Below are 19,823 nucleotides of genomic sequence, written 5' to 3'. Positions count from 1 at the left end.
AGAAGGCACCCCTTTTTAGGACATATATTTCATAATCGTTTTTGCAATATCATCTACATCTGCCACTTCATCTACAAGCTGCGTTTCCACGGCAGCTTTTGGCATTCCATATACAATACACGTCTCCGCTGACTCAGCAATTGCCATTACATTTCCTGTTTTCTTTAGAGCGACTAAGCCTTTTGCGCCATCATAACCCATGCCAGTCATCACTATTGCGATTTTATCAAACTCTGAATATTGACTGACATCTTCAAACATGACATCTACTGATGGGCGATGTCCTGAGCGAGGTGGTTCGGTTTGATCTGTAACTATTGCGAACGTAGCGCCTACTTTTCTTAACTTCAAATGATAGCCACCTGGTGCAATATAGGCTGTACCCTTTTGTATAATATCCCCGTGCTCTGCCTCTTTCACGTGGATTTGACTCAATTGATCCAATCGCGTAGCAAGTGATTTTGTGAACCCTGCTGGCATATGCTGAACAATTAAAATCGGAGCATCTACATCTGCTGGTATTTTAGTAATGACTTCCTGCAGTGCTCTAGGTCCTCCTGTTGAAGTGCCAATTAAAATGATTTTTTTGGAATTTTTATGCCATTCTACATTTTTATTCACCGTTAATACAGGTGCTACTGTATTTTGGATAACAGGCGAACTTATCGTTTTCTTGGCTCTAATTGACTGGCTAACAGGTGGTGTCGATACACTTGACTTCGAAATCGTTTTTTTTAATTTTGCAATTGGAATTTGAGCTGCCTGAATCACTTTACGCACCAATTCATCTTGGATTTTATGTAAGTCTAATGAAATCGTTCCACTTGGCTTTGCTACTAAATCAACAGCACCGTATTCCATAGCAGTTAATGTATTATCCGTTCCTTGTTGTGTTGTACTTGATAGCATAACGACAGGAACTGGACATATTTGCATAATCCTTTGTAATGCCTCAAGTCCGTTCATTTCTGGCATTTCAACATCCATTGTGACGACATCGGGCTTAAGTTGCTGAATCTTTTTGATTGCATCTTTTCCATTTCGAGCAGTACCAACTACCTCTACTTTAGAATTGTCGGCGAAAAAATCACTTATTAGCTTTCGCATAAATGCAGAATCGTCAACAACTAAAAGCTTACTTTTATTTGAGAAGTCCAATTACTCACGCCCTTTCGAAAAGATACTTTTTAACTTTGATAAAAACTTATTCGTTTTTACTGTTGAATGAGCTTCTTCTGTTTGGTGATGAAGAAATCGCTCTACAATTTTTTGAATCGTTTTTGAAATCGGTGCATCTGGATATAATAATGAAAATGGTGTTTGCTGTCTTACTGCTTTGCGTACGACGGCATCTTCTGGTAATGATCCTAGTACAACAACCTCTTTCGATAAAAAACGTTCCATTACTGTTTTTAATCGATTAATTGTATCTTGTCCCTCTTCTATGTTGAATGCCCGATTACATAATAAGTAAAACGTCTTATGTTCATCTTTCATATGAATATATTTCATCATGGAGTACGCGTCCATAATTGAAGTGGGCTCGGCCGTAGAAATGACAATAATTTCATCTATTGACGTGAGTAAATCTAACGACCAGTTGGCCACTCCCGCCCCCATATCAAACAACACATAATCGTATTCTTTTTGTAACATTTCAAATCCTTCAATTAGGCGCTCAAACATTTTTTCAGACCATTCCATAATCGAAGACATTCCTGAACCACCAGAAATATAGTGCAACCCACAAGGCCCTTCAAACATGACATCTTGTATAGCTAAATTGCCATCCAAATAATCCTTTAAGCTATATTTCACAGCTTTACCTATTAAAATATGGATATTTCCCATTCCAATATCCATATCTAGTATAACGACTTTTTTACCTGATTTGGCTAAAAGTGTAGCGAAATTTGTCGTAAAATTACTCTTCCCTACACCGCCTTTACCACTAACAACTGCGATAGATTTTCCTAAGGCTCCTTGACTTTCAAGCATTCTTAATCGAAGTTTCTCAGCTTGGTCTCTCATCTACATTCTCCTTGAAAAACAGTTCCAATAAACTATCTAAATTCGCCTGCTCAATATCTTCAGGTACTTCTTGACCGTTCGTATAGTAAGCAAGACCTTTCCTATATTTAATCATTAAATTAAACATAGTGCCAATAGAATTTGTTTCATCAAGCTTTGTAAATATGAATTTTTCAATGAGTAAATCGCCAAATTGTTCAATAATTGCTTCTAAGTCTTTTTGCTTAGATGTTAAGGCAAGTACCAAAAAGGATTCTACATCTTCATTAAAATTAATCAATACTTTTAAATCGGCTACATATTTAACTTCTTTATAGTTTCGACCGGCTGTATCGATAAAAATTAAATCAAGATGATCCAATTTTTTTATCGCTTCCTTATAATCATTCGCATTATAAACAATTTCCACTGGTGCTTGTAATAATCCCGCATATGTTTTTAATTGCTCAATTGCAGCGATTCGATACGTATCCGTTGTAATAAAGCCTATTTTCTTTTTCTTTTCCAAAACAGCACGAGCAGCCATTTTAGCAATTGTCGTTGTTTTTCCCACGCCTGTTGGGCCTAGCACATTAATATATTTTTTCTCAAACGACAATCCGCCTATCGATAAATCTTCCATTTGTTTCTTTAAAAATTGATGCGTCAGTTGTTGCATTTCTAAATTTTGTAATTTAGAATCACTGTTTTTAGAATGGACAAAAAGCTCATCACTAATTGCTGTGATAAGCTCTTCGCCAAGTTCCTGCTCTTTTAAAAAATCGACAAATGGTAAGAGTTCATCTGGATATTGAGATTTTGTCGACATACGCTGCATAGATTGCATCATTAATTTTAAATCAGCAATTTCCTTTTTTAAGTCTTCAGGAAGTGTTGATTTTTCCTCTTGTGGAGCCTTAGTTGACTCCACATTCGGTAAAATAGGTGTACTCGGAACAATTACTTGTTCTTGTTTATACGAATTAGAAAGTGACTGAATGTTTTGTAAAGATGGCAAATTTGGTTTTTTTTCAACTTGATCGACTCCCGCAACGACCTCAAAACTTTTATGTTTCACTAAACCTAAAAACTTTTTCGTTACAACAACTTTCGAATTTAAAATAACCGCATCTTCCCCTAAATCAGCACGAATGAGCTTCATCGCTTCAGCAATAGAAGGTGCATTATATTTTTTCATCTTCATTCAACATTCACCACCCCTACACTTTGAATTTCCACTGCCGCATCAAGCTCATTATAAGATAATATTGGCACTTGTGGGAAATAGCGCTCAGTTAATTGTCTTAAATACATTCGGACACCCGGTGAGCATAAAATAATCGGAGACTGTTCCATATAAGAAATGCGCTCCACTTCCTTCGCTATACCCTCTAGCACGAATTGTGAATCTTGAGGGTCCATTGCTAAGTAGTTGCCATGATCCGTTTGCTGGATGCTATCTGCAATTAATTTTTCTACTTTCCCTGAAACGGTAATTACCTTCAATGCGGGTTGCCCACCGACATACTGTGCGGTAATTTGTCTCGCTAATGCTTGTCTTACGTACTCCGTTAATATATCCGTATCACTTGTAAGCTTGGCATAATCTGCAAGCGTTTCAAATACTATCGGTAAATTTCGAACAGAAACATTTTCACGTAAAAGCTTTGCCAATACTTTTTGAACTTCCCCAATTGATAATGGATTTGGAATTAGTTCGTCTATTAAAATGGCATGTGTTTCTCGTAAATGGTCTATGAGTTGCTTCGTTTCTTGACGACCTAATAATTCGTTTGCGTTTGCTCGAATAATTTCTGTCAAGTGAGTAGAAACAACACTTGGTGGATCCACTACTGTATATCCATACATCTCAGCGTCTTCTTTCACCTGCTCCGTAATCCATTTTGCAGGTAAACCGAATGATGGTTCAATTGTGTCAATTCCTTCTATTGAATCATCGTCTCCCGGACTCATAGCCAAGTAATGGTCGAGCAATAATTCACCACGTGCCATCTCATTGCCTTTAATTTTAATCCGGTATTCATTTGGCTGTAATTGAATATTATCTCGAATACGAACAATTGGTATGACAATTCCTAACTCTAAAGCAAGTTGACGTCGAATCATGACAACGCGGTCAAGTAAATCTCCACCCTGGGCTGCATCTACTAATGGAATCAGTCCGTACCCAAACTCAAATTCAATCGGGTCAACCGTTAATAAATTAATAACGTTTTCTGGACTTTTCATCGTATCTGATGCCACTTCTTCTTCAATTTCCATAATTTCTTCAGGTGTCTCATCCTTCTTATGATCCATTAAATAAGCACCTAATATTAATGCAGCTCCAATTGGAATTGTAATCCATAGTGGAATTGGTGTGAAGAAACCGAGTAACAGAATCGTTCCACCTGCAACATATAATAACTTCGATTGTGCAAATAATTGATTTGTAATATCCGAGCCCAAATTTCCGTTTGATGCAGCTCGAGTTACAACGATACCCGTTGCTGTCGAAATTAATAATGCTGGAATTTGTGACACTAATCCATCACCGACTGTTAAAATCGAGTATTTTGTGGCTGCCTCACTAAATGCTAAATCCATTTGCACCATACCAATGATCATCCCGAATAATAGGTTTATTGCTACCATGATAATCGATGCAATAGCATCCCCTTTTACAAACTTTGTCGCACCGTCCATCGCTCCATAAAAGTCTGCTTCCCCAGAAACTTTTTCACGACGCTCACGTGCTTCTTTTTCCGAAATGACACCTGCGTTTAAATCCGCATCAATACTCATTTGCTTACCAGGCATCGCATCTAATGTAAAACGTGCAGCTACCTCAGCAACACGCTCAGAACCTTTTGTAATTACGATAAACTGAATAATAACAAGTAATAGGAAAATTACTAAACCTACTAAAACATTACCACCTGTTACGAAATTACCGAACGTCTCTACTACATCCCCAGCATCACCTTCCGCCAAAATGGCACGAGTTGTCGACACCGATAAAGCTAAACGGAAAAGTGTCAATAATAGAATGGCTGTTGGGAAGATTGAGAAGTCCAATGCTTCTTTCATATTCATCGATGTTAAAAGCACTAATAATGCAAGTGTAATATTAATGATAATTAAAAAACTCAGTAACCAGTGTGGAAGAGGGATAATGAGCATGGCTACAATTAAAATAACTGCAGCTAAAACCCCTAGGTCGCGTATTTGCATTGTTGTCCCCCTGCTTTCATTCGTTAAATTTTACGTTTAATTCGATAGACATAGGCAAGAATTTCAGCAATTGCTTTGAAAAATTCTTCCGGTACAGTTTGTCCTACTTCCACTTGATCGTACATCGCACGTGCAAGTGGTCTATTTTCAACCATTACTACATCATGTTCTTTTGCAATTAACTTAATTTTTTGGGCAACAAAATCTGTACCCTTAGCAACAACTTTTGGTGCCTCCATTTGATTTTCATCATATTTTAAGGCAATCGCAAAGTGAGTGGGGTTCGTAATGACCACATCTGCTGTTGGCACTTCTTGCATCATTCGGCGCATAGCCATTTCTCTTTGACGTTGCTTAATTTTTGATTTAATCAGCGGATCACCTTCCGAATTTTTATACTCGTCTTTCAAATCTTGCTTCGACATCTTTAGTTGCTTTTCATACTCGAATTTCTCGTAAAGAAAATCGAATAAGGCAATAACAACGAGCATAAATGAAGCCGCAATCCCCATGATGGCTGATAAATAAGAAACTGTAACCAAAATTTGTGCTGGACTATGTAACGCTAGTGATAATACATCTTCTAAGTAAATAATAATAACAACCGTCGTCACCGTACCGATAAACGTTACCTTTAATAACGATTTGACTAAGTTTACTATGGACCTAACCGAAATGATTTTTTTAATCCCTTTAATGGGATCCATTTTCTTTAAATCAATTTTTAATGTTTCTGTCGTAAATAGTAAGCCAAACTGGAAATAGTTCGCTCCAATACCTGCAATCATTGCAACGACCATTACTGGTAATACTATAATCGCCATTTCCTTTAGTAATTCACCATACATTTTCATTACAGTTTCTGCACTCATCGTTTCGAGCAACATGTCTCGTTCGAGTGCCTGTAATAATACACCTTTCATGCCATCGTACATAAATGGTGCGTAAAATATTAAAAAGGCAAACGTGGCGAGTAATAAAACCGCTGCCGTAACATCTTGACTTTTTAATACTTGTCCTTTTTTTCTTGCATCTTGACGTTTCTTTGGTGTCGCTTTTTCCGTTTTTTCACCAGCGAAAAATTGAAGATCTAATGATACTAATAACTTCATACTATTCACCACCTAAAATAACCATTAAGTCGCGTAAAGATAAAATCATCAATTCGATTAAATCTTTCATTACTCCGACTAATACACCCATCGTCACAATTAAAACAAGAAAGCCAACAGCTATTTTAATAGGAAAACCAATAACGAAAATATTCATTTGAGGTACAGTTTTACCTGTAATCCCTAATGCCAATGTAACTAAAAATAGGGTTGCAACTATTGGAGCTGACATTTGAAATGCGATGGCAAATACAGCAGCAAACATTTTAATAATAAACATGACGGTTATTTCTTCTCCAAAATTCGGGAAAAACTGATCCATCGGTAAAAATTGATAACTATAAAAAATCCCATCTAATATTAAGTGATGACCATTGATTGCTAATAGTAATAGCAGTGCGATGAAATTAAGAAACTGACCCATTAACGGCGATTGTGCTCCTGTTTGCGGGTCAATAATATTGGCCATCGCAAATCCCATTTGGAAATCGATAAATCCACCTGCAATTTGCACTGCAGACATGACCATCGCAGCAGCGAGCCCAAGCATTAAGCCAATGATCGCTTCTTTTAAAATTAATAATAAATATTCTCCGTTTATTTCAAAAGGCTCTATTTCAAACGTATAATACATCATCCACGACAGGGCAACTGCTAAAAAAATACGAACTTGCGGCGGAATTGTTCGGTAAGAAAGTAAAGGGACTGATACGAAAAAGGCAGAAACACGCACTATAATTAACAATAGAATCGAAATATTGGGTAATAATTCCGTCATTTGCTCACCCAATATATCGAACTAAATTATTTAAAATACTATGAAAATAATCTGTCATTCTCGAAATCATAAATGGCCCAAATAATATAATTGAAACTAATACAGCAACGATTTTCGGAACAAAAGCTAATGTTTGTTCTTGAATCGAAGTCGTAGCTTGGAATATACTCACCGCTAAACCAGTAATTAGTGCAACTAGAAGCAATGGACCTGAAACAATTATTACTGTAAATATTGCGGTTTCTGCAATTGAAATGACCATTTCCTGTGTCATTATGTATCATCCCCTAAAAACTTTGAAGTAAAGATTTCATTACTAAATACCAACCGTCGACTAATATGAATAATAAAATTTTAAATGGTAGTGAAATCATTACTGGCGGTAGCATCATCATACCCATCGACATGAGCGTACTTGCCACAACCATATCGATTACTAAAAATGGTATAAAAATCATAAAGCCCATTTGAAATGCCGTTTTAATTTCACTTAAAGCAAAGGCAGGCACAAGCATTGTCAATGGAATTTCCTCAATGGTGTCTGGATATTCTGCTTGATTGTAGTCCATAAATAATTGTAAATCCTTTTGCCTTGTATGCTTTGCCATAAATTCTTTGAATGGAATCGTTGCACGATCATAAGCCTCTTCCAACCCTATTTCTTCATCAAAAAGTGGTTGTAGCGCTTGTTCGTTTACTTGTTGAAACGTCGGAGCCATAATAAAAAACGTTAAAAACAGCGCTAAACCAATAATTACTTGGTTTGGAGGCATTTGGTTCGTCGCCAGCGCTGTACGTGTAAATGACAATACGATGACGATTCGTGCAAACGAAGTCATTAATATTAAAATACTTGGTGCTAATGAAAGGACTGTTAAAAGTAATAATAAAGTAACAGATGTGGAAACATTACTTGGATCGCTTTCAGAAAAGACCGATAAAAAATCTGTCATTGTTTATCACTCTCCTGCTCTTTCCAACGTTCCAACTCTTCACTGCGTTCCTGTTTAATTTTGTCAATACGTTCATTAAACATTTCATTAAATTTTGGACTTTCAGTAACATTTGTTGGTTTATTTTTTTTCGAAAACTTATTAAATAATTCTGCGATATAAGGCGTAGCCGATGCATTTAACTGTTTATCCTCAAATTGAGTTAACAACCGTTCAACATCTTCGGGGGCTGAAATCTCTTTAATTAATTGAATGTCTTCCCCTACACCTAACACATAAATTTGATTACTAATTTGTACGATCTGAACAGACTTTTGCGGCCCTACCGACATTCCTCCGATATTACGAATAACAGAGTTTTGTTGATAGCTTAAGTTACGTTTGTTTAAAAACTTTAAAACAAATAGTAATAGTCCGAGTACAAAGACTAATGCTATTAAAATTTTTATGTATTCCCAGAATCCCATACCAACAGATGACGAATCAGAAGCTTCTGTTTCGTCATCTGAAGTAGTGTCTTCTTGGCAAATTTCAGGGTTTTCCATACAATCGTCCAAAAATTTAACCGATGCAAAAGTTCCATTCGAGCTTGGTATGATGGTTAAAGACATCACGATAATTCCAATGACAACCCAAAATCGAAATGATAATTTTGCTAGCATGAGATCAACCTAACGCTTTTTGAATGGCTTCGATTACACGATCTGCTTGGAAAGGCTTTACGATGAAATCCTTTGCACCTGCTTGAATTGCATCAATAACCATTGCTTGTTGGCCCATCGCAGAGCACATAATAACGACTGCACTTGGATCTGTGCCTTTAATCGCTTTTAACGCCGCAATACCGTCCATTTCAGGCATTGTAATGTCCATCGTTACTAAATCTGGGCGTAATTCATTATATTTTTCTACTGCTTGAACGCCATCAGCTGCTTCGCCTACTACTTCAAAGCCATTTTTCGTTAAAATATCCTTAATCATCATGCGCATGAACGCGGCATCGTCAACAATTAAAATCTTTTTAGACATACACTGATTCCTCCAATTAAAAATCTATCGTAAATTGTTCAAGCGATCTGCTTGGCTTAAAATATCTGTGATTCGAACACCAAAGTTCTCATCAATTACTACCACTTCACCTTTTGCAATTAGGCGACTATTCACTAAAATATCTACTGGTTCACCTGCAAGTTTATCCAATTCAATAATAGACCCACTTGATAACTCCAAAATTTCTTTTACAGAACGTTTTGTACGACCAAGTTCAACCGTAACTTGTAATGGAATATCTAATAGCATGTTTAAATTGCGGGCTTCAGACTGCGTAATATTCGCAGACTCAAAACTTGCGAACTGCGCTTGTTGCACATTGACCGGTGGCTGCTGTTGCTGTGTAGGCATTGCATACATCGGTTGTTGGTACATTGGTGGCTGTTGTTGAGCTACAGGTTGTTCATAGTACGGCTGTTGTTGCATTGGTTGTTGAACAGGTTGTGGCATTGGTGGTGCTGGTTGAGCTACAGGTGCTGGCTTATCTAAAACGGTTGTTGCCGCTGCCTCTGATTCGTCAACCTCTCCCATTAATGACTTTACTATCTTTTTACTAAAGTTTAAAGGTAATAATTGCATTAAGTTCGAATCAATTAATTCACCGATACGTAATCTGAATGAAATCTTCACTAATAGATCGTCATCAGGGATATTATCTGTCCCTTCATTTTGAGAGAAATTCATTAAATCAATTGACGGTGGTGATATATCCACCTTTTGATTAAATACTGTTGACATTGACGTCGCAGCAGAACCCATCATTTGGTTCATTGCTTCTTGTACAGCACTTAACTGAATTTCACTAAGTTCGGGCTTCGGATTTAATCCATCGCCACCTAACATTAAGTCTGCGATAATGGCAGCATCTGATTGTTTTATGACAAGTAAATTCATACCTGATAAGCCAATTGTATATTCAACTTGTACAGCAACATAAGGATGAGGGAATTCCTCCTCCAAACGGTTACGGTTGATCATTGAAATACTAGGCGTTGTGATATCTACTTTTTGTCCTAATAATGCGGATAACGCAGTAGCAGAACTACCAAAGGAGATATTTCCCACCTCACCTAATGCATCTTGTTCCATTGGATTCAGGTGATCATCTACATTGATTTCACCTTCATTTACTTTTTCATCATTATTGGTATTGGCAGGAACTTCCTCCAATGTCTCGCCCCTTAATAGAGCCTCAATTTCTTCTTGGGAGAGCATTTCATCACTCATCTTCGTCTCCTCCTTTCAAAGGGTCGATAATTTGGATAGCCATTTTTTTATTTAATTTACCTGGCTGAACCGTAAATTTCGGTAAATTCCCAACTTTCAATATAAGCGGGTCTTTAATTTTTTGATCGAGTTCAATGACATCACCAATGGCCATTGTTAAGAAATCTTCAATTGTAATATCAGAATTTCCTAACTCCGCAACGACTGGTAGCTTTGCTTGTTTCACTCGTGTTTCAAGCATTTGCGTTTGTTCAGGAGAAATTTCTTTCGTATTCGTTTGCATCCAATAGCGTACAGATAAATTCGGTACGATTGGCTCTAAAACAACATGCGGAATACAAATATTAATCATACCTGTTGTTTCACCGATAATCGTATTTAAAGAAATAACGACAACCGTTTCATTTGGCGAAATCATTTGTAAGAACTGTGGATTTACTTCAAGTTCAACGAGCATCGGATCAATTTCAGCAATATTTTCCCATGCTTCACGTAGATTATCAAACGAGCGTTCAAATAAATTCGTCATGATTTTTGTTTCAATTTCAGTCAAGTTATCTACATTACTATGACTTGACCCTGTTCCACCCATTATTCGGTCGAGCATTGAATAGGCAATATTCGGATTGATTTCCATTAAAATATTACCATCTAATGGCGGCACTTCAAAAACATTGATTAATGTCATATTTGGGATTGAGCGAACAAATTCTTCAAACGGAATTTGGTCTACGGATGCAACAGTTATTTGAACATAACTTCTCAATTGCGCCGAGAAGAATGTCGTTAATAAACGTGCAAAATTTTCGTGTATTCGGGTCAAACTTCGGATTTGGTCTTTTGAAAATCGAAGTGCACGCTTGAAATCATAAACTTTTACTTTGCGCGTTTCTTCTTCTTTCTTCATATCCGCCGCAGACATCTCACCGGTCGATATTGCGGATAACAACGCATCGATTTCAGATTGAGACATTATATCTCCTGCCATTTGCCCACCTCCATTTCATGATGTTTCAAAATGCCTTCTTTTTGCTGATTCCTTTTACGGAATGATGTATGAGGTAATGTACACTTGAGTTACTTCACCTTCTTGCATCAATTCATTAATTTGCGACTTGATTGTGTTTTGGAATGTTACTTTTCCTTGTTTACCTTCCAATGCTTTGACTTCCATTTCAGATAACTCTTGAATCACGATGTTTTTCACTTGGAAGTCACGTTTTAATAACTCTTGTGCAGATTTTTCACTTGTTGTTTGAACTTTTAACTGAAGACGAACAAAACTGCCATCCGCTAAATTCGTCGTAATTTCAGGAACATCAACTGATGAAATAACGATTTCATCAATTGTAGGCTCACTTACTTCCGGGCCCTTATTCAGCTGTGTAACTAACACAACCGCAATGACACCAACGAGTGTAATCGTAACTAAAATGATCAGCATAATCGTTAATAATTTATTGTTCTTCATTCTTCTTCACCTCGTAAATGCGGGTTTGATAATACTTGTATATGTTGATAAAAGGTTTTCACCTTTTGTCGCACCTGTTCTACATTTTCTAAAACAATAAATTTACTTCCAGTCGTTAGCGTAATCGTTGTATCTGGAAAAGCTTCGACTGTTTCTATGTATAAAGCATTTAAAGTAAATGCTTTGCCATTAAGGCGAGTTACTTCGATCATTGAAATGGGGCCGGACCTTATTAGAGAGCCGGCCCGACCCTCCCTTACAATGAGTTTTTTATATTATGAATCTAGGAACTTATCGTTTTAAGTTTACAAGCTCTTGTAAAATTTCATCCGATGTTGTAATAATACGTGAGTTTGATTGGAAACCACGTTGTGCAACGATCATTTCAGTGAATTCTTCTGAAAGGTCAACGTTTGACATTTCTAGGAAACCGGCATTTACAGAACCAATACCTGCTTGCGTACCTGCTTGTACAAGTGGGTCACCCGAGTTCGCTGTCATTTGGAAATAGTTCGAACCTGTTTTCTCTAAACCTGAAGCGTTCGGGAACTTCGCAAGTAACGCTTGACCAGCAAATTGTAGTTTACCATTAACGTCAACATAGTAAACTGAACCATCTTGGCCAATTGACATAGATTGTGCATTAGTTGGAATTCGAAGTGGGGCTACCTCACCATTTTCAGGTGTAATTTCACCATCTACGTATAAGTTATCTGTTCCTTGAGAGGCATCTGCTCGATCAGCATCTGACTCACTTGTTGCATCTGGATCAACTTCAGCATAAAGAGTATCATTTGGAACACCTACTAAATATTTACCATCACCATTTACTACATAACCGAATTTATCCATATAGAAGTTACCAGCACGTGTATATTGTGTATTTGTAAATCCAGCACCTATCAAAGGGTTTGCCGTTAAATCTTCCATATCCTCTGGTGTTGGTGCTTCTTCTGCAGCAGAATCCGCTACCATGAAGAATCCGTCACCTGAAATGGCTAAGTCTAATCCACGTCCTGTTGTTTGCATTGAGCCTGGATTATGTACTGTATCAATTGCAGCTAACTGTGACCCTAAACCAACTTGAATCGCGTTTACACCACCGCGAGCCGCTGAAGGACCTGATGCACCTGATTGTGTTTGTGAAATTAAATCTTTAAAGATTGTACGTTCCTTTTTAAAGCCGTACGTATTAACGTTGGCAATATTATTACCAATAACGTCTAGCTTTGTTTGGAAGTTTTTAAGACCTGAAATACCTGAATACATTGAACGTAACATAAAATGTCGTTCTCCCTTCAATTTTCAAATTTACTTAGTATTAAAGCTGTCTCAATCATTCAACAACTTGTAGACTTCCTTACTTCTGAAGGTCCAGTCTATAACACAATCGTACCGTCTATATTTGTAAATAATTGTTGCCTTGCTTCCGAACGATCTAACGCAGTAATCACAGTTCCATTTTTTGCACTAACAATCAATGCCGCTTGCTCCATTAAAACTAACGGTTGATTAACTCCCTTATCACGGGCTTCAAATACTTTTTCGGTAATCTCTTGCCATTCACTAGCTGAAATCGCAATATTCCGTTCATTTATACGCTCAGATGCATGTTTACTTATCTTTAACTCTTCAATTGATGCTTGATTTAAATGCTCAACAAACGATTGTTTCGATGTATTTGTATTAGTTTTTAAATTCGCAGCACTGGATTGCAACGGTGGATGATACGGTATATGTTGGAGATTTACTCGATTCATCTTGATCACCTCTTATACTGTTGGATCATCCGTTTTTGTATCATCGGATGGTTCTTTATCCGTCGTATCATCTTTATCAGTTGTATCCTCTTCTTGTTCAACAAGCGTAAAGTCATCACGCTTCAATCGTGTACCATCGTTTAAAATAAATTCAATGGCACCATTTTTCACTGTAATCGCTTCGATGATGGCGTCAATCACTTGCTCACCATTTTTATATTGAACATTTTTGCCGATAAGTTCACTTGCTTCTGCAAATGGATTTGTAGGTGTTGAACTTCCGCCACCTAAAATGGACGAAATATTACCAGGTGTAATTTCCTTACCATCCGCTAGTATGAAGACTGGTTCACCATTAGCAAATTTCAACTCTTTAATAACACCCGTACCTTCGTTGAAAATTGGCTTCCCAGCTTCATCAAGTTTATCTGTTAATTCATGCCATTTAACTTCTTTCCCGATAAACGATGAATAGGACATTAATTGCGTTTGATTTTGAGAAACTAAAAGATTTTCCATAGCCTTAGTCATGTTTTGCATTTGCTCTAAAGAAGAGAACTGGGCCATTTGAGCAATGAATTCTTTATCATCCATTGGGCTCGTTGGATCTTGGTTTTGTAATTGGGTTATTAAGATTTTTAAAAAGGCATCTTTCCCTAATTCACCATTAGTAGGTTTATCCGTTACTTTAAAATTTGGATCATTTACGGATAAATAGTAGTCATTTGTAATATCCTTTGAAATACCATTTGTCATTTACCGTGCCTCCTCACTTAATAGATCACTGAACGAAACTTTTTCCTCTTCGTTGTCATCCTCATTTTCTTCTACATCCTCTTGCTCTTGCTGACGGAAGAAGTTATTGAAGAAGTTTTGATCCCGTGCATTACGATCTGCGTCCTGTAAAGATTGCGCTATATCAATTCGATCCATTTGGATATTTTGTGCAACTAGCCCAGATTTCAATTGATTAATATTGTTATCAAGCAGTTCTTTTCCTAACGCTGTCGAAGCTAATAGTCGTGCAGACAACACGCCATCTTTTTGAACTAATTCAATACGAATTTGTCCTAAGTTTTCTGGGAATAGCTTTAATAATAATTTCATATTCCCTTGTTGACCCGATAACTGACTTCGATTCAATAAGTTTTGAATTTCTTTTATTAACGCTTCAGATTGCGCAGGCTTTTCAGCAGGTAATGTAATCGATACAGTTTTTGTTTGTGCCATTTGTTGCTGTTGCAATCCAACAGGTGTTGAAGTTTCTTGTTCTGTTTTCGTTCCTGTTTGCTGTGTTACTTGCTGAACAATTTGTTGGAACGTCACTTTCGGTGCTTCTTGCTGATTCGTATTCAATACTTGCTGCACTTGTGGCAACATCGATTGAAGTAAATCTTTTAATTGACCTAGCTGTTGCTCCTGCTGATACATCATGTCCGTTTTATTGCCTAAAAGTTCAGCCATTTTCAACAATTGAACGATTTGTTGTAACTCATTAGGTTGCATATCTTTTTGCTGCGTTCCTTGGATTGCTGCTAAAATTTCACTTACGATTGCCGGTGCTTGTTCAAGTAATGACCAAATATCGGTAATTGTTTGTTGTTGTGCGTCACCTAATAATTGCTCAACCATTTCAACGACTTGCTGTTCTGTTAATCCAAGTAATTCCGATAAGTTTTCCAGTGTTAACAGCTCATCAACGGCAACCGGTGTTTCAGCATCTCCAGCTAAAATAAATAATCCTGCTTCATCCATTTCGATGCCTAATTTTTCAAATAACTCTTCTAATGAATCGGTTGAAATAATCGATTCAATTTCTTCTGCAATTGAATCGGTTGGCTTTTGATCCACTTTTGCGGGCTGATTCGATTTGGACATGATCGTTTGAAATACACTTCCAAATTCCCCCGTGTTCGTAGCTGCTGCATCCGATTGTTTTGCACTTGGTTTTGATTGCGCTTTATTCGTTGCCATCGTTTGTAACATTGCGATATTCATTTATTTCACCTCCCCTCAAATAGTCCACTATTGCTGAGATAATAGCTCCGTATAACGAGCTGCATCTGCTGGACTCATCTTCGTAAATATGGCAGATAATGTATCGGGTTTCATATTAGACATAATTCGCAATGATTCGGTATCGCTCATTTGTACTAATATAGGTGCCGCTGTTTTGGCGGACATTTTTTCGAAAGTTGATAAAATTTCAGTGAATTCTTTTTGTGTTTCTTCTTGATTGCGTTTTAGTTTCTCAATTTCGAATTGTAAACGCTCTTGCTCTGCTAATAATTCATCCTTCTCTACCACAGCCGATTCAATTTGCGTTTGTAATTGAGTGATTTGAACTTCTTTTTCTTGTATTTCTGCTTGTAATGAAACGACTTTTTCTCCACTTAATGAGCTGTTTTCAACGCTTTCAGCCTCTTCTTTATTCATAAATGGAATTTTTTCAGTCACATTTCCAGCCAGTTTAAATACATTTGTACCTGTAAACGTCGTAACAATTAAAATAATTGCGACCGTAAACATAAGCGGAATTAAAAATAAATACACAAACTTTTTGATAAAGCCTGGGGACTTGTTTTCTAATTCCAGTTGTTCATCTAGGTTATTTACATTTTCCGTATTTTTTTTTGCCACGAAATCACCTGATTTCCTTCTTGTAATATGCAATCGTTGAAAGTTCATCTAATTGAATCGCTTCAATGCGCTGTTGATCTTCTTTGTAATGCTCGTAATCATTTTCACGCATTTTTTCGTATTTACGTACTTCCAAGTTTTTTTCTAATAATTTTTGTTCATGCCAGTTCATTTTGGCACGTGCTTGTACTACTTTTTGTTGAACATCAGCAATTGTTTTTTCCATGCTGTCTATAAATCTCGAATAATGATTAATTTCGTCAATGGATGCGCCCACAACTAATCGCTCTCGCTGATACGTCGTTAAATCTTCTTTTTTCTTTAATAAATCGTATAGCTTTGTCGCGATTTCCTCAAACACTTGTACTGATTCTTTAAATGCCATTTCGGATTCATTTTTTTCTTGTTCTTTCACGACAAGTATTTTTTCAAAGCGATATGTATATTTAGACATTATTTCGCACCGCCATTCGCTAATGCTACCAGTTCATTTACTGTTTGTTGAATGGACACTTTTTCTTTATAACCTTGCTTTAAAAACGCAGTAATTAAAGGCTCATATTGAATCGCTTCATCAATTTCACGTGAAGTTCCTCGTTTATACGCACCAATGTTAATTAAATCCTCAGACTTCGAATAATCAAAATACAATTCTCTCAATCGGCTTGCTGCTTTTACATGCTCTGGATCAGCTATATGGTTCATTAAACGACTGACACTTTTCAATACATTGATAGCAGGATATTGACCTTTGTTTGCCAAATTACGATCTAATACAATATGCCCATCCAAAATACCGCGCACTGCATCGGCAATAGGTTCGTTCATATCATCACCATCAACTAAAACCGTATAAAACGCTGTAATTGTACCATGAATATTTGTACCAGAACGCTCTAATAACGTTGGTAAAATCGCAAAAACAGACGGTGTATAGCCTCGTGTTGCCGGTGGTTCTCCGACAGCTAAGCCAATTTCACGCTGCGCCATCGCAACACGGGTAACAGAATCCATCATGAGCATCACATTATGACCACGATCACGGAAATATTCAGCAATAGCTGTGGCAGTGAATGCAGCCTTTATACGCATTAATGCCGGCTGGTCACTCGTAGCTGCTACGACAATTGAACGACTTAAGCCTTCTGGACCTAAATCTCGTTCAATAAATTCACGCACTTCACGCCCACGTTCCCCTACTAATGCAATAACATTAATATCTGCTTTTGTATTGCGTGCAATCATTCCAAGCAATGTACTTTTCCCGACACCAGAGCCGGCGAATATCCCGACACGCTGACCACTACCAACTGTTAGCATACCGTCGATTGCCTTTACGCCCACTTCAAGCTGTTCGTCGATTGGTGGACGATGAAGCGGATTTGGTGGTTCTTTTTCCGTTTGCACGGATGTTAACCCTCTTGGTAATGCTTGCCCATCAAATGGATTGCCCATCGCATCCAGTACTTTACCAATTAACTCTGGCCCGACCTTTACTTCTAAAGGTGTGCCAGTACCTTCAACTAAACAACCGATTGAAATCTCTTTTAATGAAGAAAATGGCATAAGGACAACAATTTCATCTTTAAAGCCAACAACTTCCGCTAAAATCGTTTGCTGTCCATTTTTTACCGTCTGAACATGGATTTTACAAACATCGCCAATCGAGCTTTCTGGACCTTGTGACTCAATCATTAAACCGACAACTCTCGTCACCCTACCAAACTTTTTAAATGTATTGAGATTTGGAATATGTTCAATTAATTGAGCCGTTTTCATCCGTATCATTCCTTACTGTCTAATAGTTCATTTAATTGTATACGTAGCTCTTGTAATTGCTCGTCTAGTGACACAACAATACGCCCATGATTCGTTTCGATATAGCTTTCATCATCAAGTAAATCCTCATTAACAAAAATCATAAACGGTACATTTACAGGGAACATTTCCGCTAATTCATCATGATTTTTCGTAACAACTCCATGATATTTCGGCGCAACATATAACTTGATTTCTTTCATTTCTCTTGCTTCTTTTAATGCACGTTTAATAATCGAAATAAAGAGATCTTCCTCTCGATCCAGTGCTACATTTAAAATATGCTCTGCCGAAGTTAATGCCAATTCTAAAACAACTGATTCTTGTGATTCAATGTATTTTTGCGCATTTACTTCAGCTAAGGTCATCGTAGCATTAGCTGTTTTTATCGATTGTTCCATATCAGCTTGTACTTTTTGATTCCCTTCCTCATAGCCTTGTGCAAATCCTTCGTCATATGCTTGTTGCTGAAGTATGAGTTTTTCTTCTTCCCAAGTTTGCTTTAATGCTTCAATTGCGGCAAGTTGTTCATTGCAAAATTGATCGAATTGTTTACGTTGCTCTTGAATTTCCTGCTCAGCTCTTTGCATCGTGTGCAGACGCTCTTGCTGTATGTCATCTAAAGTTAGTTGAGGCGCATCATCTGCTTCCTCAACTTCCTCTGTAAAGTGAATGGGTTCAAAAAAGCTTTGTAGTTTAATTTCTACAATATGTTCTTCTGCCGGATGTGCATTTGTCGAACGGATAATTCTAGACAATTACATCATCTCCTCCACCGCGTGCGATAATGATTTCACCCGCATCCTCTAAGCGACGAATAACAGCTACGATACGTGATTGTGCTTCCTCTACATCACGTAAACGTACAGGTCCCATTATTTCCATCTCTTCACGGAATGTATCAGCCATACGTTGTGACATATTGCGGAAAATAATATCTTTTACTTCGTCTGAAGAAACTTTCATCGATAGCAGTAAGTCTTCGTTTTCACAATCACGAATAACACGCTGAATAGATCGATTGTCGAGTGTAACGATATCCTCGAATACAAACATACGTTTCTTGATTTCTTCTGCAAGCTCTGGATCTTGAATCTCTAGTGCATCGAGAATTGTTTTTTCTGTTTGACGGTCGACACCATTTAACACTTCTACAACTGCATCTACGCCACCTGTTTCTGTGTAATCCTGTGTAACTGTCGATGAAAGCTTGCGTTCCAGCACAGACTCAATTTCACTAATTACTTCCGGTGATGTAGATTCCATCATAGCAATACGTTTCGCAATATCTGCCTGTACTTCTTGTGGTAATGAAGATAGTATTACACCAGCTTGCCCTGGCTCTAAATAAGATAAAATAAGGGCAATTGTTTGTGGGTGCTCATTTTGAATAAAATTAAAAATTTGTGCTGGGTCAGCCTTACGTGCAAAATCAAACGGACGCACTTGCAATGAAGAAGTTAGACGATTTAAAATGGCCTGTGCTTGTTCGGAACCTAACGCTTTTTCAAGTACCGTCTTCGCATAACCAATACCACCTTGCGTGATATAATCTTGTGCTAAAGCAATTTGATGAAACTCCTCAATAATATCTTCCTTTACTGTGGATTCCACTTTTTTTACACCTGAAATTTCTAACGTTAGACGTTCAATTTCTTCTTCACTTAAATGTTTATATACAGAAGCCGAAACTTCTGGTCCTAGAGAAATTAACAGTAAAGCTGCTTTTTGCTTTCCTGATAGATCTTTATCTTTCTTGGACACAGCTGA

23 protein-coding genes are annotated in these 19,823 nt (G+C 37.3%); all 23 read right to left on the bottom strand.

From position 1 onward, the window contains the following. Positions 1-15: 15 nt before the first annotated feature. Positions 16-1,158, bottom strand: coding sequence for a protein-glutamate methylesterase/protein-glutamine glutaminase (locus CSE16_RS04560; RefSeq protein ID WP_099422799.1), 1,143 nt, complete (start codon positions 1,156-1,158; stop codon positions 16-18). After that, entirely contained in the window at positions 1,159-2,031 is an 873-nt protein-coding gene (locus CSE16_RS04555; protein WP_099422798.1) for a MinD/ParA family protein, read from the bottom strand. It lies immediately after the preceding gene. Next, on the bottom strand, positions 2,015-3,214 hold the full coding sequence (flhF, locus tag CSE16_RS04550; RefSeq protein ID WP_099422797.1) for a flagellar biosynthesis GTPase FlhF: 1,200 nt from the start codon (positions 3,212-3,214) through the stop codon (positions 2,015-2,017). The genes CSE16_RS04555 and flhF overlap by 17 nt, the downstream gene beginning before the upstream one ends. Further along, positions 3,211-5,244 (bottom strand): flagellar biosynthesis protein FlhA, encoded by a 2,034-nt coding sequence (flhA, locus tag CSE16_RS04545; RefSeq protein ID WP_099422796.1) that lies wholly within the window; start codon positions 5,242-5,244, stop codon positions 3,211-3,213. The genes flhF and flhA overlap by 4 nt, the downstream gene beginning before the upstream one ends. Before the next feature lie 23 nt (positions 5,245-5,267). Further along, positions 5,268-6,356: a flagellar biosynthesis protein FlhB gene (gene flhB / locus CSE16_RS04540; protein ID WP_099422795.1), complete on the bottom strand. Its 1,089-nt coding sequence runs from the start codon at positions 6,354-6,356 to the stop codon at positions 5,268-5,270. A gap of 1 nt (position 6,357) precedes the next feature. Continuing rightward, the gene (fliR, locus tag CSE16_RS04535; RefSeq protein WP_099422794.1) at positions 6,358-7,134 is read right to left on the bottom strand and encodes a flagellar biosynthetic protein FliR; all 777 of its coding nucleotides are present in this window, start codon (positions 7,132-7,134) and stop codon (positions 6,358-6,360) included. Positions 7,135-7,138: 4 nt separating this feature from the next. Continuing rightward, positions 7,139-7,408 carry a flagellar biosynthesis protein FliQ gene (fliQ, locus tag CSE16_RS04530; RefSeq protein ID WP_099422793.1) on the bottom strand — a complete coding sequence of 90 codons (270 nt, stop codon included), beginning with the start codon at positions 7,406-7,408 and terminating at the stop codon, positions 7,139-7,141. Positions 7,409-7,421: 13 nt separating this feature from the next. Continuing rightward, a complete protein-coding gene (gene fliP, locus CSE16_RS04525; RefSeq protein ID WP_099422792.1) occupies positions 7,422-8,087 on the bottom strand; it encodes a flagellar type III secretion system pore protein FliP in 666 nt (221 codons plus the stop codon). After that, on the bottom strand, positions 8,084-8,749 hold the full coding sequence (locus tag CSE16_RS04520; RefSeq protein WP_253896165.1) for a flagellar biosynthetic protein FliO: 666 nt from the start codon (positions 8,747-8,749) through the stop codon (positions 8,084-8,086). Before CSE16_RS04520 ends, fliP begins: the two co-directional genes overlap by 4 nt. 4 nt (positions 8,750-8,753) lie before the next feature. Then, positions 8,754-9,116, bottom strand: a complete 363-nt coding sequence (locus CSE16_RS04515; RefSeq protein ID WP_099422791.1) for a response regulator — start codon at positions 9,114-9,116, stop codon at positions 8,754-8,756. 24 nt (positions 9,117-9,140) lie between these two features. Continuing rightward, complete coding sequence (fliY, locus tag CSE16_RS04510) at positions 9,141-10,364, bottom strand: flagellar motor switch phosphatase FliY (RefSeq protein WP_099422790.1); 1,224 nt, start codon at positions 10,362-10,364, stop codon at positions 9,141-9,143. After that, positions 10,357-11,352, bottom strand: a complete 996-nt coding sequence (gene fliM / locus CSE16_RS04505; protein WP_099422789.1) for a flagellar motor switch protein FliM — start codon at positions 11,350-11,352, stop codon at positions 10,357-10,359. Before fliM ends, fliY begins: the two co-directional genes overlap by 8 nt. Positions 11,353-11,406: 54 nt before the next feature. Next, complete coding sequence (fliL, locus tag CSE16_RS04500) at positions 11,407-11,835, bottom strand: flagellar basal body-associated protein FliL (RefSeq protein WP_099422788.1); 429 nt, start codon at positions 11,833-11,835, stop codon at positions 11,407-11,409. Beyond that, positions 11,832-12,047, bottom strand: a complete 216-nt coding sequence (locus CSE16_RS04495) for a flagellar FlbD family protein (protein ID WP_099422787.1) — start codon at positions 12,045-12,047, stop codon at positions 11,832-11,834. Before CSE16_RS04495 ends, fliL begins: the two co-directional genes overlap by 4 nt. Before the next feature lie 79 nt (positions 12,048-12,126). Next, positions 12,127-13,116, bottom strand: a complete 990-nt coding sequence (gene flgG, locus CSE16_RS04490) for a flagellar basal body rod protein FlgG (protein WP_099422786.1) — start codon at positions 13,114-13,116, stop codon at positions 12,127-12,129. 98 nt (positions 13,117-13,214) lie between these two features. After that, entirely contained in the window at positions 13,215-13,595 is a 381-nt protein-coding gene (locus CSE16_RS04485) for a TIGR02530 family flagellar biosynthesis protein (protein WP_099422785.1), read from the bottom strand. Between the two features lie 12 nt (positions 13,596-13,607). Next, positions 13,608-14,351, bottom strand: coding sequence for a flagellar hook assembly protein FlgD (gene flgD / locus CSE16_RS04480; RefSeq protein WP_172954352.1), 744 nt, complete (start codon positions 14,349-14,351; stop codon positions 13,608-13,610). After that, positions 14,352-15,593, bottom strand: coding sequence for a flagellar hook-length control protein FliK (locus CSE16_RS04475; RefSeq protein ID WP_099422784.1), 1,242 nt, complete (start codon positions 15,591-15,593; stop codon positions 14,352-14,354). Between the two features lie 27 nt (positions 15,594-15,620). Beyond that, complete coding sequence (locus CSE16_RS04470) at positions 15,621-16,235, bottom strand: MotE family protein (RefSeq protein ID WP_253896164.1); 615 nt, start codon at positions 16,233-16,235, stop codon at positions 15,621-15,623. A 4-nt stretch (positions 16,236-16,239) separates the two neighbouring features. Next, complete coding sequence (fliJ, locus tag CSE16_RS04465; protein WP_099422782.1) at positions 16,240-16,689, bottom strand: flagellar export protein FliJ; 450 nt, start codon at positions 16,687-16,689, stop codon at positions 16,240-16,242. Next, complete coding sequence (fliI, locus tag CSE16_RS04460) at positions 16,689-18,014, bottom strand: flagellar protein export ATPase FliI (protein WP_099422781.1); 1,326 nt, start codon at positions 18,012-18,014, stop codon at positions 16,689-16,691. Before fliI ends, fliJ begins: the two co-directional genes overlap by 1 nt. 5 nt (positions 18,015-18,019) lie before the next feature. Continuing rightward, on the bottom strand, positions 18,020-18,811 hold the full coding sequence (gene fliH, locus CSE16_RS04455; protein WP_099422780.1) for a flagellar assembly protein FliH: 792 nt from the start codon (positions 18,809-18,811) through the stop codon (positions 18,020-18,022). Then, entirely contained in the window at positions 18,804-19,817 is a 1,014-nt protein-coding gene (gene fliG / locus CSE16_RS04450; protein ID WP_099422779.1) for a flagellar motor switch protein FliG, read from the bottom strand. Before fliG ends, fliH begins: the two co-directional genes overlap by 8 nt. Between the last annotated feature and the right edge of the window lie 6 nt (positions 19,818-19,823).

The organism is Solibacillus sp. R5-41 (assembly GCF_002736105.1).
Classification (GTDB): domain Bacteria; phylum Bacillota; class Bacilli; order Bacillales_A; family Planococcaceae; genus Solibacillus.
This window is presented reverse-complemented; position numbering and strand designations above follow the sequence as displayed.